Genomic DNA, 21,913 nt, shown 5'->3' on the forward strand with positions numbered 1-21,913 from the left:
GAATCATGTAGCCGTGTATCAATGCACCTGCTGCTGACGCAAGCCGTCGAGCACCGTTTCCAGCGCCCGTTCGAACAGCAGGCCGTCATCCAGCAGCCGCGCATCGCCGCGCCGCAGCGCCTGGGCCAGGCCAGGCGCGCTCCACTCACGCACCTTCATCCCGGTACGGTTGGCGAACACCAGGCGGTCGCTGCTGTCGATGCGTGCCACCAGCTTGCAGCGCAGCGGTTCTTCATCGTCGAGCACTTCAACCCAGGCTCCGATACGCAGGCGCTGCACCGCACTCAACTGCGCGGCCTGCTCGTCGGGCTGGCGCAGCGGTGCGCAAGCCGACTCGTCGGCGATGGCCAGCACGATATCTTCGGCCACCAACACCTCGGCCACCTCCGCCGGCGCCGCCTCGGCCCCGGCACACGCGCGCAGGTGCAATTGTTCGAGCTGCTGAAAGAAGTCGCGGGTCGCCGCCGAGTCCAGCGCCACGCTGGCCAGCCCCTCGCGCAATGCCTTGAGCAGGCCTGGCACCTGCTGCAGCAGGGCTTGTGGGTCACGGTGGGGAAGGATGCTGGCGAGCAACGTGTCCATGGTCGCCAAGGTGTTTATCCAGGCCGGTGAGTGCTCACCCTGCTTGAGCCAGGCCAGCAGCAGCACCTGGCTCCAGGCTTGCACCAGCATCTGCACCACCACCTGCGGCAGCACGCGCCCGCGTAGCCGCTGGTTGAGCGCCTGCTGCACCTGCTGGCGGGCCTGCAGGGCACGTACGCGCCCTTCTTCGGCATCACGGGTACGCTGTTCGAGCAGCTCGTTGCGCCGGCGCTCGTCCTGGCTGAAGGCGAGGAAGTCTTGCAGCAGCTCGGCGAACAGGGTGGGATCTTCGGTGAAATCGTTGAGCAGACGCTGGACGATGCGTTCCACGCGCAGGTGCAGGCTGTCGCGCAAGCCCTCGTTACCGGTTTCCCAGCCGATCGCGGCAGCGGCAATCTCATTGAGCAGCCGCCGCGCCGGATGGCTGGCGCGGCTGAACAGCCCCTTGTCGAGCAGGGCCACCTTGAGCAATGGGATGTGCAGGCGCACGATCAACGCGCGCAGGCTGGGCGGCAGGTTGTCGTCGGCCTGGATGTAGGCGAACAGCAGGCCGACCAGGTTGATCATGTCTTCATCGGCCGTGGCGATGCGCCGCCGGGTACCACTGCGCACGCTCACCCGCAGCAGCAATTGTTCGAGCTGCTGGCCGAGGTCAAACTCGTCTTCATCGACAGCCGCCGGTACATAGTGCTGCAGGTGCGAGAGCAGGCGCAGCAGGTCGGCGGTGCTGATCGGCTGCGCTGCGGCAACCGACTGCAGGCGGGGTGCGACCCGCCCGCGTACCGGCGCCAGCAACCCCTGCAACGAGGTGAAGAAGGCTTGCCCGGCGCTGTCCGCACCGATGCCATCGTCAGCCCCCTGGCTGGCCGGCATCCGCCGTGTACCGATGCAACCGTCATCGGCACGCCGACGCGGTGCCGGCGGCAGCTCGGCCAGCACACCGGCGGCAGCCAGCAACTGGTTGGCTTCGCCATAGAGCACGTCGATGTCACGCAACACGTAGCGCTCGAACAACTTCAACAGGATCAGCTTGACCCGCAGGCCAACGCCCAGGTTACGCCCGGCGTCGAGGAAGTAGCCGCACAACGCCGCAGGCCCGAGCGGGCTGTGCTGCTGGTTTTGGGTGCCGTCGAGCAAGGCCTGCAAGCGCAGGCTCAATTGATCGAGGGCCACACCGTCGCGCGACAGCACACGTGCGACCATGCCTTCGACAGTCGCTGCTCGCTCCAGCTGCGCCTTGGTGCGCGGGCTTTCGGTGGCGACCATGAACCCCAGCGGGTCGGCCTGGCCAATGCGGGCAAAGGCCTCGTAGAAGGTATCGAGAAAGCCGCGCTCGATGCTCTTGCGCTTGAGGCGCAGGTCGCGCATGGCCTCGAAATACAAATGCTGGTCGAAGCGGTCGGCTGCCTTGTCGGCCATTTCGAAGAGGGTATCGTCAGCGTTGTCGAACAACGCCTGCAGGCCCTGGCGCAATTGCAAGGCGGCCTTGTCACGTACCTGCAGCAGGAGTACCGGAAGGCAAGGCAAGGGCGTGCTCGCACCTCGATTGATGGCGGCCGCCAGGGGCACCACCTTGCCTTCTTTATGCATCCCGAACTCCTTGCTGGGTGACTGATTCGACAGGGCGAGAATCGTCAAAGCTATGACGCCAAATACTGGGCGCCATTATCGGTAAAAATGCCGACGCCTGCCAGCACCTCTTCACTTGCCGGTAAATGACTGTATTTTTTGCCATTTGCTCATTCGACCTGACCAAAGGTGTGCTGCAAGCCGGCTGTACACCCCGGCCCCCTGCCCTATAATCGGCGGCATCTAGCTTGTGGAGCCGACCATGCCGAACCTACGCCTTGCCGACCTGACCGCCGAGATCGAAGCCAACGTGCGCCGTGCACTGCTGGAGGACATAGGCAGTGGCGACATCACCGCACAGTTGATCCCGGCCGAGCGCCTGGCCAAAGCCACCATCATCACCCGCGAAGATTGCGTGGTGGCCGGCACCGCGTGGGTGGATGCCGTGTTCCGCCAGCTCGACCCGCGCGTGGCGGTGCACTGGCAGGTGGCCGATGGGCAGCGCGCCACGGCCAACCAAGTGCTGTTCCACCTCGAAGGCCCGGCCCGTTCGCTGCTCAGCGGCGAGCGCAGCGCGCTGAACTTCCTGCAGATGCTGTCGGGCGTCGCCACCCGCGCACGCCTGCTAGCCGACCTGGTCGAAGGCACCCAGGTGCAGTTGCTCGACACCCGCAAGACCCTGCCCGGCCTGCGCCTGGCGCAGAAGTACGCAGTGACCTGCGGCGGTTGCCACAACCACCGCATCGGCCTTTACGACGCCTTCCTGATCAAGGAAAACCACATTGCCGCCAGCGGCGGCGTGCCTGAAGCAGTGGCCGCGGCGCACCGCATCGCCCCGGGCAAGCCGGTGGAAATCGAGGTGGAAAGCCTGGATGAGCTGCGCCAGGCACTGGACGCCGGCGCCGACATCATCATGCTCGACGAGCTGAGCCTGGACGAAATGCGTGAAGCCGTGCGCATCACCGCCGGCAAGGCCAAGCTGGAGGCCAGTGGCGGGGTCAACGAAAGCACCCTGCGGGTGATTGCCGAGACAGGCGTGGACTACATCTCCATTGGCGCGATGACCAAGGATGTGAAGGCCGTCGACCTGTCGATGCGCCTAAGCCTGTGAGCGAATCGCACGCATGAAAAAACCGGCCAGAGGGCCGGTTTTTTCATGCGTGGATCAGAACGAGGCGTTGGCCAGGCCGTCCAGGTAGCGCTCGACGTCCAGCGCCGCCATGCAGCCTGCGCCAGCCGAGGTGATGGCCTGGCGGTACACGTGGTCAGCCACATCGCCTGCGGCGAACACGCCTTCGACATTGGTGGCGGTGGCGTTGCCTTCACGGCCGCCGTTGACCACCAGGTAGCCGTCCTTCAAGGTCAGCTGGCCTTCGAACAGCGAGGTGTTCGGGGTGTGGCCAATGGCGATGAACACGCCGTCGACCTTGATTTCGTCGCTGCTGCCGTCGTTGTTCTTCAGGCGCGCACCGGTCACGCCCATGTTGTCACCCAGCACTTCGTCCAGGGTGGCGTTGAGCTTGAGCTCGATCTTGCCTTCGGCGACGCGGGCATTGAGCTTGTCGACCAGGATCTTTTCGGCACGGAAGGTTTCGCGGCGGTGTACCAGGGTCACCTTGCTGGCGATATTGGCCAGGTACAGCGCCTCTTCCACGGCAGTGTTGCCACCGCCAACCACGGCGACCGGCTTGTTGCGGTAGAAGAAGCCGTCACAGGTGGCACAAGCGGACACACCTTTGCCCATGAACGCTTCTTCCGACGGCAGGCCCAGGTAGCGAGCACTGGCGCCGGTGGCGATGATCAGCGCGTCGCAGGTGTAGGTGCCGCTGTCACCCTGCAGGGTGAACGGTTTGTTGGCCAGGTCGACGGCGTTGATGTGGTCGAAGACGATCTCGGTCTCGAAGCGCTCGGCGTGCTCCTGCATGCGCTGCATCAGCGCTGGGCCGGTCAGGCCATGGGGGTCGCCCGGCCAGTTGTCGACTTCGGTGGTGGTGGTCAGCTGGCCGCCGGCCTGCATGCCGGTGATCAGCAGCGGCTTGAGGTTGGCGCGGGCGGCGTACACCGCGGCGCTGTAACCGGCAGGGCCGGAACCGAGGATGATCACGCGCGAATGACGTACTTCAGACATGTCGAACTCCTGTCGAGCGGGGCGCAGGGCCCGGCATCGGAACACCGGCTGCGCCAGCTGAAAATTAAAAAGGGCCCACGCAGCACTTGGGGAAGGCTACAACGCGCAGGCCCAGAAACCTGAAAGTTGAGCGCACTGTAGCGAGGTGGCAGAGATTAAGGAAATATCCTTCGACAATCCACCTCATAGGCAACCTCTATATGTGATTTTTACCGATGGAAGTGCCCCCAAACCTTTTGTTACAGGCGGTTTCCCAACCCGCGCCCGCCTTTCGTCGGCGCGGCAAAGCCGGTAAGGTCAGCGCGTTTTCCCTTCTCTGCGGAGTGTTTCGATGCAAGCCCCTGTCCTCTCTGGCCCCCAGTACCTGCGCGAAGGCCTGAAACTGGTGCTGAGCCCCAACCTGCGGTTGTTCGTGCTGCTGCCGCTGGCGATCAACCTGCTGCTGTTCGGCGGCATGATCTACTTCGCCGGCCACCAGTTCGGGCTGTGGCTCGACACCCTGATGCCGACCCTGCCTGACTGGTTGAGCTTCCTCAGCTATATCCTCTGGCCGCTGTTCGTCGCCTTGCTGGTGCTGATGGTGTTCTTCACCTTCACCCTGGTGGCCAACATCATCGCCGCGCCGTTCAATGGCTTTCTCGCCGAAAAGGTCGAAGTGGTGGTACGCGGCCAGGACAACTTCCCGGCCTTCAGCTGGGCTGAGCTGGTGGCCATGGTGCCGCGCACCTTTGGCCGCGAGATGCGCAAGCTGGGCTACTTCCTGCCACGGGCCATCGGGCTGTTCATCCTCTCGTTCATCCCGGTGGTGAACGTGATCGCCGCGCCGCTGTGGCTGGTCTTCGGCGTGTGGATGATGGCCATCCAGTACATCGACTACCCGGCGGACAACAACAAGATGAGCTGGCAGGACATGCTCGCCTGGCTGCGGCAGAAGCGCTGGCAGAGCATGGGCTTTGGCGGCATCACCTACCTGGCATTGATGATTCCAGGGGTGAACGTGCTGATGATGCCGGCGGCGGTGGCGGGGGCGACGCTGTTCTGGGTGCGCGAAAAGGGTGATACCCGCGTCACGAAACCGGCCAATCAGAACGCCTGATAACTACGTAAGCAATGCCCTTTCCCAGCCAACTGATACACAAGGCTGGTACACATGGCACTCATCGCTCAACCATTCAGGCACCCCGACTCGGGCATCTATTACCTACGTCGCAGGGTGCCTGATGACCTCAGGACGATCATCGGCAAAACAGAGATTCGCCGCTCGCTCAATACCCGACACCATCAGCAAGCGAAGGCTGCATTTGCCCTGGCATATGCGGAGTCGGAGAGGTTGTTCAGTGATGCCCGCCAGGGCCTCTACGTTGAGCCCTGCAAGCCAGAGACGGTTGAATCGCCCCTGGTTTCGTAGACACCTCCAAGCCTCATAATGAGGCCCAAATAGGAGGTGCCATGAGTCGTCAGCGTTACGCCGAAGAATTCAAGATCGAAGCGGTCAAGCAAGTGACCGAGAAAGGCAAACCCGTCGCCGATGTCGCCCAGCGCCTGGGCATGTCCGTGCACAGCCTTTACGCCTGGATCAAGGTCTACAGCAAGCCCCAAGAGCAGCGTCAGCAAGACGACGATCAGTAGGCCGAACTGCGCAAGCTGCGTGCTGAACTCAAGCGCGTGACGGAAGAGCGAGACATCTTAAAAAAGGCCGCCGCGTACTTTGCCAAGGAGTGCGGCTGAAGTACGCCTTCATCAAGAAGCACTCGACTGATTACCCGGTGCGGCGCCTTTGCCAAACCCTCAAGGTGCACCCCAGCGGCTACTACGCCTGGCTGGCCGAGCCTCAATCTGCCCGAGCAAAAGAAGATCAACGTCTGCTTGGCTTGATCAAACACACCTGGCTAGAAAGCGGAGGTGTATACGGCTACCGCAAAATTCACGATGACCTACGTGAGCTAGGAGAGGAATGCGGACGAAATCGAGTCGGGCGCTTGATGCAGGCGGAGGGGCTGCGTTCGCAAACGGGCTATCGGCGGCGTCCAGGGTTCTACGGTGGAAAACCAACAGTGGCCTCGCCCAACCACCTCGCGCGGCAGTTCAATGTCAGTGAGCCGAACAAGGTCTGGGTGACAGATATCACTTACATCCGCACCTATGAAGGATGGCTCTACCTGGCGGTAGTGCTGGATCTGTTCTCACGCCAAGTAATTGGTTGGTCAATGAAGCCAAGGATGTGCAGCGACCTGGCTATCGACGCAATGTTGATGGCTGTGTGGCGACGCAAGCCACAGCAGCAAGTGATGATTCACTCAGATCAGGTAGTCAGTTCAGTAGCTCAGATTGGCAAAGCTTCTTGAAGGCTAACAATGTAATCAGCAGCATGAGCCGGCGGGGAAACTGCCACGACAATGCCGTAGCCGAAAGCTTTTTCCAGCTTTTGAAGCGGGAGCGAATCCGACGAAAGATCTATACAACCCGTGAAGAGGCCCGAAGTGATATTTTCGATTACATCGAGATGTTCTATAACCCTAAACGCCGACACAGCAGTGCTATGCAGCTGTCTCCAGTAGAGTATGAGAAACGCTATTTCCTGAGCTTGGAGAGTGCGTAGGAAACCAGGGGCGATTCAAACATACTGAACAACTACGCCTGGTAACGCGAAGCCATAAAACCGCTATCGGCTTGTGATATCCCCACGACTTATTTCTCGCACAACCACAAGCAACACAAATAAAAAAGGGATCAACTACATGATCCCTTTTCTATATCTAGCCTACACTACGCCCCAAGAATCATTCACCTTCAGCTTTGATAAATTGAGTCGATAGGCTTGGAGTTCGCTCACGCAGATAACTCGCAGCGTCATCAGAAATATCTGATGCGTTCTCAGGTCGTTCAGCAAGATTCATTGCCCATGACCGCCCAGGGTGTAATACATCCCAACGAGGTCGCATCCCTGCATGACGCCCTTTCCCTGGGTTGTGGTTACCAAAGCCATCAATCAAGGAGTTCCAGACCGGGGTAAACCTTGCGATGATCAACGACTCACCCAAAGGAATCCAGATATCGTCCACCACTAAAAATCGACAGTGGAAATCATCAATATTCAAGTTTTCAGCAGACCGAATGCTATCGGCATGCTCTTTCAACCGCTTCTGCAGAACCTTACCAGGCGATGTACCTAAATCACCGCCCATGCGAGCGCCTGCCGGAACAGCTTTACCAACGTAAATCGGCAGCATGAACTGGCCACTTTTGTTCAATGATGCTAGCCGTGTATAAGCTGGAAAATCTCCAGTGTAGTAAATCGCATACACGCCTGCCCCCTCAAACACAGGAAGCGCGCCGAGCGGGTGAGCTTCCTTTGAGAGCAGTGCTTCAGCAACGCTTGCACCAAGGTTTTTCTTATCCAATGGATTAAATGGAACGACTTTACCCGTCATGCGACATTCACCACCTTCTTGGCAGTTTTCTGAATACGGAGGATTTCAGCAACTGCCAACTTTTCCGCGACACTCGATGCAACCTGCTGTGCTAGCAGTACCGGTACAGCATTGCCGAGCTGCCGCATGGTCTCAGACCAACTCCCATGGAACCTGAAACCGTCAGGGAAGGTTTGAATACGTGCACTCTCACGCACAGTAAAGTAACGCACCTCGCCGTTTTCCTTAACCAACATGTTCTCACCACCTGGAACGCCATGATCTCCTGCCTTCAAGGTTTTGGCTGGAAGGTCCAAGGGACTGCCGGTGTGACCTGGGTATGAACGAGCACCACCTTGAAATGTGTGGTTTGGGACCTTCAATGCTGCACGGGTTTCAGGGTCAGGAAGGTCAGCAATGGCATCACGAACCGTTCTCCATGGTAGTTTATCCATCGGAAGAAGGCCGCTTCTCAATTTACAAACACGCGACCAAAGCTTCGCTGGAACTTCCGGCATTTCTAAACCATGTCGAGCCCAATACTCACCGGTAACCCATTGTGAGTGCAGCAAGGCATCATAGCTATGAGTTTCCTCTGGAAACGACCATTCAACCCCAAGATCGTCCCTAAAACCGACAATGAATACCCGCTCCCGCTTCTGCGGCACACCGTAATCGGCAGCGTTCACGAGTGTTGGCACCACGTTGTAGGTATGGCCTTTCCCCTTACGCTTACCCGAGGTGCGCTCGGCTTGCAGTCGCATCAGGTGGTCATGCCAGCCTTCATCCTTCCGGCGTGGCAACTCGGGGAATTCCAGTTGAAGCAAGATGTACTGGTAATAATTGGCGAAGGCCGCTCGCGTTAGCCCCTTCACGTTTTCAATGATAAATGCCTTCGGCTTGAGGGTTCGGATGATCTCCACCGTTGCTGGGAACATGTCACGCCGATCATCGTATGCCCCATGCTTACCCCCGATTGAGAAGGGTTGGCAAGGAGGTCCACCTGCAAGTAGGTCGATACCTTCAGGAATGCTGCTCCAATCGAACCCGCGAACGTCACCTTCATGCAGGCTCCAATGCTGCACCAATGGGTAACCACGCTTTTTATTCTCGCGAACCGTGTCGCACGCCCATTTATCCCACTCGACGACCGCCAGGTGTGAAAAACCTGCTATTTCACAGCCCATAGCAAGCCCACCAGCCCCCGCGAATAGCTCAACGGATTTCATTGCGTGTTCCCCCGGCCCAGGAAGCCATTCAGTTTTTTCTCTAGTAAATTCAAATCTTTAAGCTCACATTCCCAAATCACCAAGGCATCCCATCCTTGAGACTGTAGCTGAAGCAGCTTGCGCGCATCTCGCTCCCTGTTCCCTTCCAGCTTCGGAATCCAGAAATCCAACCGTGATTTGGGCAACCTTGCGAGTGGACAGCCTTCGTGTCGATGCCAAAAGCATCCGTGAACGAAGATAGCTTTTTTCCTACCTCTGAAAACGATGTCCGGACTGCCTGGCAGACCACGGTCGTGAAGCCGATAACGAAAGCCCAGCGAGAAAAGCAATCGACGCACCAGCATTTCCGGCCTGGTGTCCTTCGCCTTCACGCTTGCCATCCGGATGCTTCGCTCAGAGGGGGTCAACGTATCCACGAATCTTATCAGCCATACAGGATTCATTCATTACCCAAAGCCCTAAACGGCGATCTGGCTGTGCCGAGACACCCCATGAAGGCGGGCTTTCAAGCCCACCATATCACTGGTACATTTCCTGCTCACTCCCTTGGGAAGGGGCGTTGATTTACGTGGTTTTCAGCCGATGTAGGTAGATTTATCAGTACATCGACTACCCGGCGGACAATAACAAGATGAGCTGGCAGGACATGCTCGCCTGGCTGCGGCAGAAGCGCTGGCAGAGCATGGGCTTTGGCGGCATCACCTACCTGGCATTGATGATTCCAGGGGTGAACGTGCTGATGATGCCGGCGGCGGTGGCGGGGGCGACGCTGTTCTGGGTACGCGAGCGCCATTGACGAAGCCTGGCGCCGCTTGGCGGCGCCTTGGCTCAGTGGCTGAGCTGATTGGAAAACTGCCCCACCGCATCCACCACTTTCTTGGCCCCTTCCTGGATCTCGACGATCACCCCACCGGTATCCGCCGCCAGCGCCAGCCCCTGCTCGGCCTGGCGCTTGCTGGTATCGATGATGTCCACCGCCGCCTGGGCCAGTTGCTCGTTCTGTTGCACCACCTTGGCAATCTCTTCGGTGGCGGTGCTGGTACGTGACGCCAATTGCCGCACTTCGTCGGCGACCACGGCAAAGCCACGGCCCTGCTCACCGGCGCGGGCCGCTTCGATCGCGGCGTTGAGCGCCAGGAGGTTGGTCTGGCCGGCGATGTCGCTGATGGTCTTGATGATCGCGCCGATCACCTTCGACTGCTTGTCCAGCGCCTGGATGCCCTCGGCAGCATCTTGCATCGAGCCTTCCAGGCCACGCATCACCTCCACGGTCTGGGTCACCACGTCGGTGGCTTTGCGCGCGCTGCTGTCGGTTTCCAGCGAGGTGGTGTAGGCGATGTCCGCAGCCTGCGCCACGGCCTGTTCCTGATTGACCTGGTCGGTGATCACGGTGGCGAACTTGACCACCTTGTACAGCACGTCGTGAGCATCGATGATCGGGTTGTAGGAGGCTTCCAGCCATACCGTGCGCCCATGTGCATCGATCCGCTTGAAGCGATCGGCCACGTACTCGCCACGGCGCAGCTTGTCCCAGAACGCCTGGTAGCCCGCCGAGTTGGCTTCTTCCGGCTCACAGAACATGCGGTGGTGCTTGCCGCGCACTTGCTCCAGGCTGTAACCCACCGATTGCAGGAAACGGTCGTTGGCAGTCAGCACGTGGCCATCGAGGTTGAACTCGATCACTGCGGTGGAACGCATCAGCGCCTTGATCAGGCTTTCGTGCTCACGCGAGGTCTCGATGGTGCGGGTCAGGTCGCTGGAGTGCATGGAGAAATGCTTGATGCGCCCGTCGCTGCCCTTGACCGGCTGCAGGATCGAACGCAACCAGGCCTCTTCGCCGTTGCCGCGCAGCAAGCGGAAGGCGCCGTTGAGGTGCTCACCCCGGGTGATGGCGCTTTTCATGCGCTGGTAGAAGTCGAGTTTCTTCACATGCCCCGGCACGATGTCCTCGATGTGACGCCCGATCAGTTGCTCGGGACGGTAGAGCATCTCTTTCTCGAAATTGCCATTGACCATCTCGATGCGCCCTTGGGGATCGAGCTGCAGCACCAGCATTTCGCTGTCCAGGCTGCTCTTGACTTGCTCGACGGAGAACAGGTCCTCGCGCAGTTGCTGAATTTCTTGCTTGAGCTTGCTGTTGAACATCACCGCTCCCGGAGCGCGTCACCTGATCGAATGCATCTTCATCGGCTGTCTCCCACGACTTCTTGAGTGCCCTGCAACGAAATATTCATACCGGCGAAACTGCCGGAAATCAGGCGTCATCTGCGCGTCACATGGCTATCACATGAGCGCAACGCAGCAGGCGGAGACTTTTTGTCATGAATACACCTAGCCTGCGCATCACCCTCGTCAGCGAAACCTTCCCACCCGAAATCAACGGGGTGGCCAATACCCTTGGCCGCCTCAGCGATGGCCTGCGCCAACGCGGCCACCGGGTGGAGATCGTGCGGCCACGGCAGGCCGGCGAGCTGCCCGCGGGCGCCGACCCTAACCTGCTGCTGTGCCGTGGCTGGGGCTTGCCGGGGTACCCGGGGTTGCAATGGGGCGAGGTGTCGATGCACACGTTGCTGCGCCGTTGGCGCAGGCAGCGCCCGGATGTGCTGTATATCGCCACCGAAGGGCCGTTGGGGCTGAGTGCATTGCGGGCCGCCCGGCGTCTGGGGGTGGCGGTGGTCAGTGGCTTTCATACCAATTTCCCGCAGTATTCCGGCCAATACGGCCTCGGCCTGCTGGCGCGGCTGCTCACCCATTACTTGCGCTGGTTCCACCGGCGCACCGTCGCCACCCTGGTGCCCAGCGCCAGCCAGCGCCTGGAGCTGGAGCGGCGCGGCTTCGAGCGCCTGGCGTTGATGGCCCGTGGCGTCGACGCCTGTCTGTTCAACCCGGCCCGCCGCAGCCAGGCCTTGCGCGATGCCTGGGGGCTCGGCCCGGCGGACATCGCCGTGCTGCATGTCGGGCGCCTGGCCGCGGAAAAGAACCTGGCGCTGCTGCGCCCTTGCCTGCAAGCCCTGCAGAAGACTTATCCACAGCGACGCCTGCGCCTGGTGGTAGTGGGCGATGGCCCACAACGGGCAACCCTCGAACAGCAACTGCCGGAGGCGGTGTTCTGCGGCGCCCAGCGCGGCGAAGCCCTGGCCGAGCACTACGCCAGCGGCGACCTGTTCCTGTTCCCAAGCCTGACCGAGACCTTTGGCAACGTGGTGCTCGAGGCCATGGCCTCGGGCCTGGCGGTGGTCGCCTATGACGAGGCCGCCGCCGGCCAGCACATCCGCCACGGTCATAGCGGCGCGCTGGCCATGCCCGCTGACCAGGCCGCCTTCATCGATGCGGCCTGCTGGCTACTGGAAGAAAGCGAAACCCTGCGCCGGGTGCGCCTCAATGCCCGCCAGCACGCCAGCCGCCAGGGCTGGCCTGCGATCGTCGAGCAGTTCGAGACGCACCTTTACAGCGCCTGCCACACGGCGCTTGTGGACGGCGAACCGGCAAACACCGCGCTGGCGATCAAGCCAGGCTCGACAGCGCCTCGCGGCTGAACGGCAGCACGTCCATTTCGCGCCCTTCGCGAACCTTCTGTGCCCACTCGGCATCTACCAGCAGCGCCCGGCCCACGGCCACCAGGTCGAACTCCTCGTCGCCCAGGCGGCGCAACAAGCCTTCCAGGCTGGCCGGCTTGGCCACCTTGTCGGTCTCGACCATGAACTGCAAAAATTCACCATCGAGGCCGACGCTGCCCACGGTGATGGTCGGTTTGCCGGTCAGGGTGCGGGTCCAGCCGGCCAGGTTCAGCGCAGAGCCTTCGAATTCCGGCTCCCAGAAACGCCGGGTAGAGCAATGGAAGATATCCACACCCGCGTCGGACAATGGCTTGAGGAAAGCGCCCAACGCCTCGGGCGTTTCCACCAGGCGGGCGCTGTAATCCTGCTGCTTCCACTGCGAGAAGCGGAAAATGATCGGGAAGCCTGGCCCTACCGCTGCCCGCACGGCCTGGACCAGCTCGATGGCAAAGCGCGATCGGCCGGCCAGGTCGCCGCCGTATTCATCGTCGCGGCGGTTGCTGGCCGCCCAGAAGAATTGGTCGATCAGGTAACCGTGGGCACCGTGGATCTCCACACCGTCCATGCCGATGGCCTGCGCAGCGCGGGCCGCCTCGGCGAACGCGGCGATCACCTCACGGATGTCGTCGCGGCTCATGCCGTGCACCTGGACCTGGCCGTCCTTGACCTTCTCGCTGGGCCCGTAACCCGGCACGCTGGCGTCCGGCTCGGTGCCCAGGCGGCGTACCGCGCCGACGTGCCACAGCTGCGGCACGATACGCCCGCCCTCGGCGTGAACGGCGTCAACCACGCGCTTCCAGCCAGCCAGCGCATCTTCACCATAAAAGCGCGGAACGTTGGCATAGCCATTGGCGGCCAGGTGCCCGACTGTGGTGCCCTCGGTGATGATCAAGCCCACGCCAGCAGCGGCGCGGCGGCGGTAATACTCGACCACGCCATCATGAGGCACGCCACCGGGGCAGAAGGTACGGGTCATCGGTGCCATGACGACGCGGGTCGGCAGCTCGAGCGCACCGAGGGTGAAGGGTTTGAACAAAGGATTGCTGGACATGGGGCGCTTCCGTCTGGGTGAGGAAATGCGCTGAGGTTAGGAGCAGTGGCGGGGTTGGCCCAGCATTATTGATCTGGGTGATTCTGGGGTATCGCTGGGGGTGCTGGGCACCCCCCGGGATATTCAGACCAGCGCTTTCTCGATGGCCTGCAACACCGCAGGGTCATCCGGCGCGGTACGTGGAGCGAACCGTGCCAGCACGCGCCCATCCTTGCCCACCAGGAACTTCTCGAAGTTCCAGCTGATGTCGCCGGGGAACTCGGCGCCCTCACCTGCCAGCAGGCGGTACAGCGAATGACGCTGCGGCCCATTGACCTCAAGCTTGGCTCCCAGCGGGAAGCTCACGCCATAGTTGAGGCTGCAGAAATCCTGGATTTCCTTCTCGCTGCCAGGTTCCTGGCCAGCAAACTGGTTGCAGGGCAGGCCAAGCACGTTGAAGCCTTTGCCCTTGAACTGCTGATGCAGCTTTTCCAGCGAAGCGTATTGCGGCGTCAGGCCACACTTGGAGGCGACATTGACCACCAGCACTACCTGGCCCTTGAACGGTGCCAGGGGCAGGTCCTGGCCATTCAGCGCCTTCAACGTCAGGTCGTGAAATGCACTCATGATGAATCCCCTCTCAGGTTCCCGGGTGCCGCTGGGGCGAATTGCGCCCACTAAAAAGGCGCCCGTCCAAGCCGTGTACCTCCCTGAGGAAGGCTTGTCGGCTTGTCCGAGCGCCTGGCGACTTTCTGAGCTTAGCGCAGAAAATCAGTGGTGATGGCCACCTTCACCGTGGATGTGACGGTGAGCGATTTCTTCTTCGCTGGCATCACGCACGTCGACCACCTTGACCTGGAAGGTCAGGCGCTGGCCAGCCAGCGGGTGGTTGCCGTCGACAGTCACGTCGTCGCCGTCGAGGTCACGGATGGTGACGATCTGCATCTGGCCATCCGGCGCCGAGGCGTGGAACTGCATGCCCACTTCCAGTTCGTCGACGCCTTCGAACATGCTGCGGTTCAGGGTGCTGACCAGTTCGGCCAAGTATTCGCCGTAGGCATCTTCAGGCTCGATGGTGACGTTCAGTTCGTCGCCAGCCTGCTTGCCTTCCAGGGCCTTTTCCAAGCCTGGGATGATGTTGGAAGCACCGTGCAGATAGACCAGCGGCGCGCCACCGGCGGAGCTGTCGATGGTCTCCCCGGCGTCGTTGGTCAGGGTATAGTCGATGGAGACAGCCTTGTTGGCGGCGATCAGCATGGGGCAAGACCTTTTGCAAAAGTATGTAGAGCGGACAAGTGTAACCAACGCATCGCCCGATTGCGAACGCAGCAAGGGCGAGGGGCGCCCCATCAGTCGGATCATCGGATTCCATCAGGACGATGAGGGCCACTGGGTGGTCGACCTTTCATGCGGCCATACCCAGCACCTGCGCCACCAGCCACCGTGGCAAGCGCGCCCGTGGGTGCTCGACCCTGAACAGCGCGCGCAGCGCATCGGCCAGGCTTTCGCCTGTGGTTGGTGTGCACAAGAGGCCGATGGCGCTACCCTTGGCCGTTGATTCCTTGCAACGCTTTATTTCGAGAAGCACGCATGCAAACATTTTTCATTGCGCCGACCGACTTTGGTGTCGGCCTGACGTCCATCAGCCTCGGCCTGGTGCGGACCCTGGAACGCGCCGGGCTCAAAGTCGGCTTCTTCAAGCCGATCGCCCAACCGCACCCTGGCGACACTGGCCCGGAACGCTCCACCGAACTGGTCGCACGCACACACGGTATCAAACCGCCAATGCCGCTCAGCCTGGCCCAAGTGGAGCGCATGCTCGGCGATGGCCAGCTGGACGAGCTGCTAGAGGAAATCATCCGCCTTTACCAGCAAGCCTGTATCGGCAATGACGTGGTGGTGGTCGAGGGCATGGTGCCAACCCGCCACGCCAGCTACGCGGCGCGGGTCAACCTGCACCTGGCCAAGAGCCTGGACGCCGAGGTGATCCTGGTGTCGGCGCCGGAAAACGAAGTGCTCAGCGAGCTGTCCGGGCGGGTCGAGCTGCAAGCCCAGCTGTTCGGTGGCCCGCGCGACCCGAAAGTGCTCGGGGTGATCCTCAACAAAGTGCGTACCGACGAGAGCATGGCCGAATTCGCCACGCGCCTGCGCGAGCATTCGCCGCTGCTGCGCGGCGGCGAATTCCGCCTGCTCGGCTGCATCCCCTACCAGCCCGACCTGAACGCCCCGCGCACCCGTGACGTGGCTGAGCTGCTCGGCGCGCAGGTGCTCAACGCCGGCGACTACGAGCAGCGGCGCATGAACAAGATCATCATCTGCGCGCGTACCGTGGCCAATACCGTGCCGCTGCTCACCCCCGGCACCCTGGTCGTCACGCCGGGCGACCGCGACGACATCATCCTGGCCGTCAGCCTGGCGGCGATCAACGGTGTGCCGCTGGCCGGCCTGCTGCTGACCAGCGACAGCAAACCCGATGCGCGCATCCTCGGCCTGTGCCGCGGCGCCCTGCAGGCCGGCCTGCCGATCCTCTCGGTCAGCACCGGCTCCTACGACACTGCCAACCAGCTCAACTCGCTCAACCGCGAGATCCCGGTGGACGACCGCGAACGCGCCGAGTTCATCACTGACTTCGTCGCCAGCCACCTCGATGCGGCCTGGCTGCACCAGCGCTGCGGCACGCCGCGCGAGCTGCGCCTGTCGCCTGCGGTGTTCCGTTACCAGCTGATCCAGCGGGCCCAGCAGGCGAACAAGCGCATCGTCCTGCCGGAAGGCGCGGAACCGCTGCTGGTGCAGGCTGCGGCGATCTGCCAGGCGCGCGGCATCGCCCGTTGCGTGCTGCTGGCCAAGCCGGAAGAAGTCGAAGCCGTGGCCCGCGCGCAAGGCATTACCCTGCCGGCGGACCTGGAAATTCTCGACCCTGAGCTGATTCGCGGGCGCTATGTAGAACCGATGGTCGACCTGCGCAAGAGCAAGAACCTCAATGCGCCCATGGCCGAGCAACAGCTCGAGGACCCGGTGGTGATCGGCACCATGATGCTCGCGCTGGACGAGGTCGACGGCCTGGTCTCGGGCCTGGTGCACTCCACCGCCAACACCATCCGCCCGGCCCTGCAGCTGATCAAGACCGCGCCGGGTGCCAGCCTTGTGTCGTCGGTATTCTTCATGTTGTTCCCCGAGCAGGTGCTGGTGTACGGCGACTGCGTGATGAACCCGCACCCCAGCGCCAGCGAGCTGGCCGAAATCGCCCGGCAGAGTGCGGAGTCGGCGCAAGCCTTCGGCATTGCGCCACGGGTGGCGATGATCAGCTACTCAAGCGACTCGGCCAGCGACGAAGAGGTGGAGAAAGTGCGCGAGGCCACGCGCCTGGCGCAAAGCGCCGAGCACAGCCTGCAGATCGATGGCCCGCTGCAGTACGACGCTGCCGCCAACCCGGACATCGCCCGCCAATTGGCGCCGGACAGCCCGGTGGCCGGGCGCGCCACTGTGTTCGTGTTCCCTGACCTGAACACTGGCAACACCACCCACAAGGCGGTGCAGCGCAGCACCGATGGGGTCAGCCTGGGGCCGATGCTGCAAGGCCTGCGCAAGCCGGTGAATGACCTGCCGCGCGGCGCTCAGGTGGACGACATCGTGCATACCATCGCGTTGACCGCGATTCAGGCCAGCACTGTCCGTTGAAATGAAAAAGGGCAGGCTCCGTATGGGCCTGCCCTTTTCATTACCGCAGTTATGGCTTACGGATACTGCTGAACCTGCCCCTGCTGGTCGTACTGCTGGCCCGGGATCGGCTTCAGGTTGACTTCGACCCGGCGGTTCTGCGCGCGGCCATTGGTATCGGCGTTGCTGGCAATCGGCTGGTCCGGGCCCATGCCACGCACGGTAACGCGCGAAGCGTCGACGCCTTGCGAGGTCAGGTAGGTGCTGACCGCCTGGGCACGGCGCTGCGACAGGTCCATGTTGTGCTGGCGGCTGCCGGTGCTGTCGGTGAAGCCGACCACTTCGATGGTGTTCTGGTTGAACTGTTTGAACGAGCTTGCCAGGTTGTTCAGCGGCGAGTAGAAGCTCGGCGCGATGTTCGCCGAGTCGGTCGCGAAGGTGATGTTGCCCGGCATGATCAGCTTGATCTGGTCGCCCTGGCGCTGCACTTCGACGCCGGTGTTGGCCATCTGCGCACGCAGCTCGGCTTCCTGCTTGTCGGCGTAGTAACCGTAACCGGCGGCGGCGGCTCCCACCGCGGCAGCGCCGATCAGCGCGCCCTTGCCACGGTTGTTGTGGTCGATGGCGGCGCCGGCGATGGCGCCGGCCAGCGCGCCCAGGCCGCCATACTTGGCGGTCTTGCTCATCCCGGTCGAGCCGTCCTGCGCCTGGCCTTGGCTGTCGTAGGGGTTCTGGCCGGCACAGCCGGTCATCAGGGCTGCGGCGGTTGCGACGATAATCAGACGACGCATGGTGAACATGGACAAGCTCCTACAAAAATTCGTGTGTGCGGCGGATCGTGAATGCATCTATGCCAGCCTTGGATCGCCTGATGGCAAAAAAATTCCATGAAAGGCTTTTAATGCAGGTTCATGCGCGCACAAAGGGGTTCTCGCGCATCTCGTCGCCCAGGCGGGTATCCGGCCCGTGGCCCGTCACCACGATAGCGTCCTCGTCCAGGCGATACAGCCGCTCCTTGATCGAGCGAACGATAGCGCGCTGGTCGCCGCCCCACAAATCGGTGCGGCCGATACCGCGGCGGAAGAGCGTGTCACCGGCCACCAGCAGCTTGGCGTCGGCGAACCAGAAGCTCATCGAGCCCGGCGTATGCCCTGGGGTGTGCAACGCCACGCCACAGCCACAGGCCAGTTCCTCATCGTCTCCCAGCCAGCGGTCAGGCGGCGGCGCCGGGGTGTAGGGCACGCCGAACATCTGGCATTGCATCTCCAGGTTGTCCCACAGCGGCTGGTCGTCCTTGTGCAGGTGCAGGGTGGCACCGGTGAGTTCCTTGAGCTTGCCCGAAGCCAGGAAATGGTCGAAGTGCGCGTGGGTGTGGATGATGCTCACCAGGGTCAGGCCATGGGCCTGCAGGCGGGCGAGAATCTTGTCCGGGTCACCGCCCGGGTCGACGACGATGGCTTTCTGGGTGACCGGGTCGCCGATCAGCGTGCAGTTGCACTGCAGAGGGCCTACGGGGAAGGTTTCGCGGATGAGAGTGAACGACGCTTTATCCATGAATAAACACAGCACTAATCGAATAGAGTTTGAACGCGAGCCAGCGCGTCGAGGATCACCACCTCGGGAACCGACTCGACCCGTTTGGCACCTCTGGCTTCAAGGTCGACCGTGCGGAGCTGATTGCAGAGCATCACGCCTTGCGTCTGGGTACCCGCACCGCTAAGGGTAACCGCAAAACCGGCATGCCTCGCGAAATCTCCACCTTGGGATATGGGGACAATCACGGCCAGCCCAGATGCATTGAATGCCGCTGGGGTGATTACCAGGGCTGGGCGCCCAGTCCCTTGCTGCTCGCGCCCTAATGTAGGGTCGAGGTTGACCCGAACAATATCTCCCCGGCCGAATTTAGCCCGCTTCACACTTCACGTCCCACTGGACGCATGCCGTTCCAGTCAGCCATGTCCTCGGGCTCCGGTGCGTTCAGGTCACATTGTGCCATCAGCTCATCGAGTGTGTACTTGGGCTTGGTCCTGACTGGCTTGAGTACCATCGCCTCGCCTGCCGTATCCAGGCTCAAGGTGGAGCCGACACCAAGGCGCATCTGTTTGAGCACTGCTGCCGGCAAACGAATCGCAGCACTATTGCCCCATTGCTGAATTTTGATCTGCATAAGTATCTCCCAAGGTAGATACATAGTAGAAACCCTCCAAGTGATTGCAAGTGGAATGTAGAAACTTCGTATCTACATTGTCATTTGCCAGGCCTCAAAAAAGCCCGCGCGCCACGAGTAGGAGATACCTCACAATGGCTTGGGAATCGATTTACAACCGGCCATAAACGCACCCTGGGCTCAAGCGATCCGCCCAACAAGGATCACGGCAAATACAACCTGAACAACCCACCCCCAAGCGCTCCACCATTGGCAATCTCGATCCGCCCACGCACGCCATTACGCTCATGCAGCGCAGCAATGCGTGCCGCGAAATACAGGCCAAGCCCGGTGCTGCCGCTTTGCGCATCGATGCCCTGCACGTAGTCCTGCTGCCGCTCCAGCATGCGTGCCGGGTAACCTGGGCCGTCATCGTTGACGCTGATCACCAACTGCTCGTTTTCTTCCTCGATGCTGATCAGCAGCGCATGGCCGGCATAGCGTGTGGCGTTGGTGACGACGTTGGCGATCACCGAAGCGACCAGCTCCCGGTCGAAGAAGCCCAGCGGGTTTTCACTGTCGATACGCCAAGTGGCGAGGATGTCGTTGTGCTCCAGCACCTGCTGGTGGGCCGCCAGTTGCGCTTCGATGAAGTCATCCAGTTCGTGGTAGTCCGGGCATACCGGCAGCTGGTTGACGCCCAGTTTGTACAGGCCGAGCATCTGCACCAGCATGCCGTTGAGGTGGCGAAACTCGTGCTCGATCACGCCTTGCTCGCTGCCGCTGCGCAGCGCCTCGGGCAGCCGCGCCAGCCACTGGTCATGGGACTGGATCAGCGCGGACAGCGAGTTTTTCAGGTCGTGCACGGTGGAGGCGATCACCGTGGAAAAATCCAGCCCCTGATTGTCCTGGCTCATGCGCCGAACACCTTGATGTGCAGTTTGCGGTAGCGGTCGTAGCGGCTATCGCTGGCTGGAATGCCCGCGACACGGGTCAGGCAGTCACGACACTCCTGCAGGATGGCCGGTGGCGTGGTTTCACCGCCGATGCGCAGCAGCGCCTGGGCCGTATTGAGCGCAATGCTGATGTTCTTGGGTTGCAGCGACAGCGCCTTGCGGAACATCTGCAAGGCCTCGTTGAGCTGCCCTGCCTGGTAGCTGCGCACGCCCTGGCGGTTGAGGTCGACCGCTTCGGTGACGGCACCGAGCACCGTCGGGTCGTCCGTCAGTTTGGCCACGCTCTGCATGACCTTGGGGTCATCGCCATAGGTTTCCACACAGCCTTTGAGGATGGTGCCACCGGCGGTTTCCTGGCCCAGCGACTGCAGCTGTTTGGCCACGGTCAACGCGGCTTCGACCGAGAAGAACTGGTCCATCTTGTCCAGCCGCTGCATGGCCTGCTCGGTCAGCTTGGCGGCAGTCTCGGCATCGCCCGCCTGCTGCAAGCTGGCGGCTTTCATCAGGCGCGCACGCACTTGCAGGCCCTGGTCCTCGACGTTGTCCTTGGCCACCTCGCTGAGCACGGTGTTGATCTCGACCCGGGTACGCGCATCCAGGCCGAAGCCGGCGTTCTTGTTCATCAGTGCCTGAACCAGCCCGAGGTTGCTTTCGGCATCCTTGTAGCGCGAGCTCTGCCCCTGGTTCACCGCATGGCGGAAGGCCTTGGAGGCACTCTCGAAGTCTTCGTTGTCCAGCGCCAGCTTGCCCAGCGCGGCCTGGCGACGTACCGCCAGGGGCGACAGGCGCACCGCTTCTTCCAGCATGTTCTGTGCGCGCTTGGTCTCGCCTTGCGCCACCAGCACGTTGGCCATGCCGTCATACAGGCTCGGCATGATCGGGAATGCCTTTAGCGCCTGTTCGTAGACGCCCTGGGCCTGGGCATTCTGGCCACGCTTGTGCATCAGGCTGCCCAACGCCGCATACACCCACGGCTGCGGGCGGCTGGCGAGGATGCCCTTGAGGAACTTTTCCAGTTCATCGAAGCGGTTGAGGTCACGCAGGGCATCGGCGCGGTAGCGCAGGCACAGGGGGGCGAAACGCGGGTCTTTCTTGCACAACTCGGCGCAAGCGGCCAGCACCTCGGCCGGGCGGCCGCGGTCCAGCGCCTGCAGGATGGGCTTGAGCAACGTCTTGCGTTGCGTCAGCTTGTCGAGCCGCTGCGCCAGGCCCACCCGGTTGAAGGGTTTGGTCAGGTAGGCATCGGGCTCGTGCTCGAGCGCGCTCAGCACAATGGCTTGACTGCTCTCGGCGGTGACCATGATGAACACGCACTCATGGCTGATCAGCTTGTCGAGGATCAGGTCCTCGAGCACTTGCTGGCCGTTCTTCTTGCCGTCACCCAGGTGGAAGTCCTGGAGAATGTAGTCATAGCGCTTCTGCCCGCACATGCGCAGCGCCTGCTCACCGCTGTCGGCAGTGTCCACGTCGCGCACACCCAGCTCGCGCAGCATGGAACGCGTCGACGTACGAAAGTCGGTGAAGTCATCGACGATCAGAAAGCTCTTTTGCCCGTACTGCAGCATCAACACGACCTGTATTGGATGATGGGAGGATGGCGTGCGGCGATGCATACCGCCGAGTCCTGTATCGGCCACGGGTCGGGAAAG

Annotated in this window: 21 protein-coding genes and 2 pseudogenes; 8 read left to right on the forward strand and 15 right to left on the reverse strand. The window is 61.8% G+C overall.

The window, feature by feature from the left end:
* Positions 1 to 18: 18 nt before the first annotated feature.
* Complete coding sequence (locus tag ACIPIJ_RS04450) at positions 19 to 2,172, reverse strand: DUF1631 domain-containing protein (RefSeq protein ID WP_401073024.1); 2,154 nt, start codon at positions 2,170 to 2,172, stop codon at positions 19 to 21.
* Between the two features lie 241 nt (positions 2,173 to 2,413).
* Here ACIPIJ_RS04450 and nadC point away from each other — a divergent pair, with 241 nt between their 5' ends.
* Entirely contained in the window at positions 2,414 to 3,262 is an 849-nt protein-coding gene (gene nadC / locus ACIPIJ_RS04455) for a carboxylating nicotinate-nucleotide diphosphorylase (protein WP_401073026.1), read from the forward strand.
* A 54-nt stretch (positions 3,263 to 3,316) separates the two neighbouring features.
* Here the strand turns inward: nadC and trxB are convergent, their stop codons facing one another.
* Complete coding sequence (gene trxB / locus ACIPIJ_RS04460; protein ID WP_401073029.1) at positions 3,317 to 4,279, reverse strand: thioredoxin-disulfide reductase; 963 nt, start codon at positions 4,277 to 4,279, stop codon at positions 3,317 to 3,319.
* Positions 4,280 to 4,610: 331 nt separating this feature from the next.
* Between trxB and cysZ the strand changes: the two genes are divergently transcribed.
* From cysZ to ACIPIJ_RS04475, 3 genes and pseudogenes are all read left to right on the forward strand, one after another.
* Complete coding sequence (gene cysZ, locus ACIPIJ_RS04465) at positions 4,611 to 5,375, forward strand: sulfate transporter CysZ (RefSeq protein WP_401073031.1); 765 nt, start codon at positions 4,611 to 4,613, stop codon at positions 5,373 to 5,375.
* Between the two features lie 54 nt (positions 5,376 to 5,429).
* A complete protein-coding gene (locus ACIPIJ_RS04470; RefSeq protein ID WP_401073034.1) occupies positions 5,430 to 5,687 on the forward strand; it encodes a DUF6538 domain-containing protein in 258 nt (85 codons plus the stop codon).
* Positions 5,688 to 5,728: 41 nt separating this feature from the next.
* A pseudogene (locus ACIPIJ_RS04475) lies at positions 5,729 to 6,878 on the forward strand (IS3 family transposase).
* Positions 6,879 to 7,059: 181 nt separating this feature from the next.
* Here ACIPIJ_RS04475 and ACIPIJ_RS04480 read toward each other — a convergent pair.
* The 3 genes from ACIPIJ_RS04480 to ACIPIJ_RS04490 are packed head-to-tail and all read right to left on the reverse strand — an operon-like array spanning position 7,060 to position 9,361.
* Complete coding sequence (locus ACIPIJ_RS04480; protein ID WP_401073037.1) at positions 7,060 to 7,710, reverse strand: Eco29kI family restriction endonuclease; 651 nt, start codon at positions 7,708 to 7,710, stop codon at positions 7,060 to 7,062.
* On the reverse strand, positions 7,707 to 8,918 hold the full coding sequence (locus ACIPIJ_RS04485; RefSeq protein ID WP_038817567.1) for a DNA cytosine methyltransferase: 1,212 nt from the start codon (positions 8,916 to 8,918) through the stop codon (positions 7,707 to 7,709). The genes ACIPIJ_RS04480 and ACIPIJ_RS04485 overlap by 4 nt, the downstream gene beginning before the upstream one ends.
* A complete protein-coding gene (locus ACIPIJ_RS04490; RefSeq protein WP_199864459.1) occupies positions 8,915 to 9,361 on the reverse strand; it encodes a very short patch repair endonuclease in 447 nt (148 codons plus the stop codon). The genes ACIPIJ_RS04485 and ACIPIJ_RS04490 overlap by 4 nt, the downstream gene beginning before the upstream one ends.
* Before the next feature lie 155 nt (positions 9,362 to 9,516).
* Between ACIPIJ_RS04490 and ACIPIJ_RS04495 the strand changes: the two are divergent.
* Positions 9,517 to 9,714: pseudogene (locus ACIPIJ_RS04495) on the forward strand (EI24 domain-containing protein); the annotation flags it as partial.
* 32 nt (positions 9,715 to 9,746) lie between these two features.
* On the opposite strand, the gene ACIPIJ_RS04500 reads toward ACIPIJ_RS04495, so the two are convergent.
* Positions 9,747 to 11,063: a methyl-accepting chemotaxis protein gene (locus ACIPIJ_RS04500; RefSeq protein WP_401073041.1), complete on the reverse strand. Its 1,317-nt coding sequence runs from the start codon at positions 11,061 to 11,063 to the stop codon at positions 9,747 to 9,749.
* A 176-nt stretch (positions 11,064 to 11,239) separates the two neighbouring features.
* On the opposite strand from ACIPIJ_RS04500, the gene ACIPIJ_RS04505 reads away from it, so the two are divergent.
* On the forward strand, positions 11,240 to 12,454 hold the full coding sequence (locus ACIPIJ_RS04505) for a glycosyltransferase family 4 protein (protein ID WP_401073044.1): 1,215 nt from the start codon (positions 11,240 to 11,242) through the stop codon (positions 12,452 to 12,454).
* Here the strand turns inward: ACIPIJ_RS04505 and ACIPIJ_RS04510 are convergent.
* The 3 genes from ACIPIJ_RS04510 to ACIPIJ_RS04520 form a co-directional block, all read right to left on the reverse strand.
* The gene (locus ACIPIJ_RS04510) at positions 12,423 to 13,526 is read right to left on the reverse strand and encodes an NADH:flavin oxidoreductase (RefSeq protein ID WP_401073046.1); all 1,104 of its coding nucleotides are present in this window, start codon (positions 13,524 to 13,526) and stop codon (positions 12,423 to 12,425) included. The two genes, ACIPIJ_RS04505 and ACIPIJ_RS04510, sit on opposite strands and share 32 nt — an antisense overlap.
* A gap of 123 nt (positions 13,527 to 13,649) precedes the next feature.
* Positions 13,650 to 14,132 (reverse strand): glutathione peroxidase, encoded by a 483-nt coding sequence (locus ACIPIJ_RS04515; protein WP_401073048.1) that lies wholly within the window; start codon positions 14,130 to 14,132, stop codon positions 13,650 to 13,652.
* A 144-nt stretch (positions 14,133 to 14,276) separates the two neighbouring features.
* The gene (locus tag ACIPIJ_RS04520) at positions 14,277 to 14,762 is read right to left on the reverse strand and encodes a peptidylprolyl isomerase (RefSeq protein WP_401073051.1); all 486 of its coding nucleotides are present in this window, start codon (positions 14,760 to 14,762) and stop codon (positions 14,277 to 14,279) included.
* On the opposite strand from ACIPIJ_RS04520, the gene ACIPIJ_RS04525 reads away from it, so the two are divergent.
* Both ACIPIJ_RS04525 and pta read left to right on the forward strand, forming a co-directional pair.
* Positions 14,761 to 15,063, forward strand: coding sequence for a DUF3565 domain-containing protein (locus tag ACIPIJ_RS04525; protein ID WP_401073451.1), 303 nt, complete (start codon positions 14,761 to 14,763; stop codon positions 15,061 to 15,063). The two genes, ACIPIJ_RS04520 and ACIPIJ_RS04525, sit on opposite strands and share 2 nt — an antisense overlap.
* A 32-nt stretch (positions 15,064 to 15,095) precedes the next feature.
* Positions 15,096 to 17,183, forward strand: a complete 2,088-nt coding sequence (gene pta, locus ACIPIJ_RS04530) for a phosphate acetyltransferase (RefSeq protein WP_401073053.1) — start codon at positions 15,096 to 15,098, stop codon at positions 17,181 to 17,183.
* A gap of 56 nt (positions 17,184 to 17,239) precedes the next feature.
* Here pta and ACIPIJ_RS04535 read toward each other — a convergent pair whose 3' ends face one another.
* From ACIPIJ_RS04535 to ACIPIJ_RS04560, 6 genes are all read right to left on the reverse strand, one after another.
* Positions 17,240 to 17,962: an OmpA family protein gene (locus ACIPIJ_RS04535; RefSeq protein ID WP_401073056.1), complete on the reverse strand. Its 723-nt coding sequence runs from the start codon at positions 17,960 to 17,962 to the stop codon at positions 17,240 to 17,242.
* Positions 17,963 to 18,071: 109 nt separating this feature from the next.
* A complete protein-coding gene (locus ACIPIJ_RS04540) occupies positions 18,072 to 18,716 on the reverse strand; it encodes an MBL fold metallo-hydrolase (RefSeq protein WP_401073058.1) in 645 nt (214 codons plus the stop codon).
* A 14-nt stretch (positions 18,717 to 18,730) separates the two neighbouring features.
* Entirely contained in the window at positions 18,731 to 19,078 is a 348-nt protein-coding gene (locus ACIPIJ_RS04545) for a type II toxin-antitoxin system ChpB family toxin (protein ID WP_401073061.1), read from the reverse strand.
* A complete protein-coding gene (locus tag ACIPIJ_RS04550; RefSeq protein WP_401073063.1) occupies positions 19,075 to 19,353 on the reverse strand; it encodes an AbrB/MazE/SpoVT family DNA-binding domain-containing protein in 279 nt (92 codons plus the stop codon). The genes ACIPIJ_RS04545 and ACIPIJ_RS04550 overlap by 4 nt, the downstream gene beginning before the upstream one ends.
* A gap of 179 nt (positions 19,354 to 19,532) precedes the next feature.
* Positions 19,533 to 20,225, reverse strand: coding sequence for a sensor histidine kinase (locus ACIPIJ_RS04555; RefSeq protein ID WP_401073065.1), 693 nt, complete (start codon positions 20,223 to 20,225; stop codon positions 19,533 to 19,535).
* A complete protein-coding gene (locus ACIPIJ_RS04560; protein WP_401073068.1) occupies positions 20,222 to 21,829 on the reverse strand; it encodes a tetratricopeptide repeat protein in 1,608 nt (535 codons plus the stop codon). The genes ACIPIJ_RS04555 and ACIPIJ_RS04560 overlap by 4 nt, the downstream gene beginning before the upstream one ends.
* Positions 21,830 to 21,913: the final 84 nt, after the last annotated feature.

Origin of the sequence: Pseudomonas sp. NPDC087185, assembly GCF_044744955.1 — a bacterium.
GTDB lineage: Bacteria > Pseudomonadota > Gammaproteobacteria > Pseudomonadales > Pseudomonadaceae > Aquipseudomonas.

Bases quoted from the DNA above. Each gene is read 5' to 3' on its own strand.
- ACIPIJ_RS04450 (WP_401073024.1), bottom strand. From the start codon at position 2,172: ATGCATAAAGAAGGCAAGGTGGTGCCCCTGGCGGCCGCCATCAATCGA.
- ACIPIJ_RS04560 (WP_401073068.1), bottom strand. From the start codon at position 21,829: ATGCTGCAGTACGGGCAAAAGAGCTTTCTGATCGTCGATGACTTCACC.
- ACIPIJ_RS04540 (WP_401073058.1), bottom strand. From the start codon at position 18,716: ATGGATAAAGCGTCGTTCACTCTCATCCGCGAAACCTTCCCCGTAGGC.
- trxB (WP_401073029.1), bottom strand. From the start codon at position 4,279: ATGTCTGAAGTACGTCATTCGCGCGTGATCATCCTCGGTTCCGGCCCT.
- nadC (WP_401073026.1), top strand. From the start codon at position 2,414: ATGCCGAACCTACGCCTTGCCGACCTGACCGCCGAGATCGAAGCCAAC.
- ACIPIJ_RS04555 (WP_401073065.1), bottom strand. From the start codon at position 20,225: ATGAGCCAGGACAATCAGGGGCTGGATTTTTCCACGGTGATCGCCTCC.
- pta (WP_401073053.1), top strand. From the start codon at position 15,096: ATGCAAACATTTTTCATTGCGCCGACCGACTTTGGTGTCGGCCTGACG.
- ACIPIJ_RS04490 (WP_199864459.1), bottom strand. From the start codon at position 9,361: ATGAATCCTGTATGGCTGATAAGATTCGTGGATACGTTGACCCCCTCT.
- ACIPIJ_RS04525 (WP_401073451.1), top strand. From the start codon at position 14,761: ATGGGGCAAGACCTTTTGCAAAAGTATGTAGAGCGGACAAGTGTAACC.
- ACIPIJ_RS04515 (WP_401073048.1), bottom strand. From the start codon at position 14,132: ATGAGTGCATTTCACGACCTGACGTTGAAGGCGCTGAATGGCCAGGAC.
- ACIPIJ_RS04470 (WP_401073034.1), top strand. From the start codon at position 5,430: ATGGCACTCATCGCTCAACCATTCAGGCACCCCGACTCGGGCATCTAT.
- ACIPIJ_RS04485 (WP_038817567.1), bottom strand. From the start codon at position 8,918: ATGAAATCCGTTGAGCTATTCGCGGGGGCTGGTGGGCTTGCTATGGGC.
- ACIPIJ_RS04505 (WP_401073044.1), top strand. From the start codon at position 11,240: ATGAATACACCTAGCCTGCGCATCACCCTCGTCAGCGAAACCTTCCCA.
- ACIPIJ_RS04510 (WP_401073046.1), bottom strand. From the start codon at position 13,526: ATGTCCAGCAATCCTTTGTTCAAACCCTTCACCCTCGGTGCGCTCGAG.
- ACIPIJ_RS04535 (WP_401073056.1), bottom strand. From the start codon at position 17,962: ATGTTCACCATGCGTCGTCTGATTATCGTCGCAACCGCCGCAGCCCTG.
- ACIPIJ_RS04500 (WP_401073041.1), bottom strand. From the start codon at position 11,063: ATGTTCAACAGCAAGCTCAAGCAAGAAATTCAGCAACTGCGCGAGGAC.
- ACIPIJ_RS04520 (WP_401073051.1), bottom strand. From the start codon at position 14,762: ATGCTGATCGCCGCCAACAAGGCTGTCTCCATCGACTATACCCTGACC.
- cysZ (WP_401073031.1), top strand. From the start codon at position 4,611: ATGCAAGCCCCTGTCCTCTCTGGCCCCCAGTACCTGCGCGAAGGCCTG.
- ACIPIJ_RS04550 (WP_401073063.1), bottom strand. From the start codon at position 19,353: ATGTATCTACCTTGGGAGATACTTATGCAGATCAAAATTCAGCAATGG.
- ACIPIJ_RS04480 (WP_401073037.1), bottom strand. From the start codon at position 7,710: ATGACGGGTAAAGTCGTTCCATTTAATCCATTGGATAAGAAAAACCTT.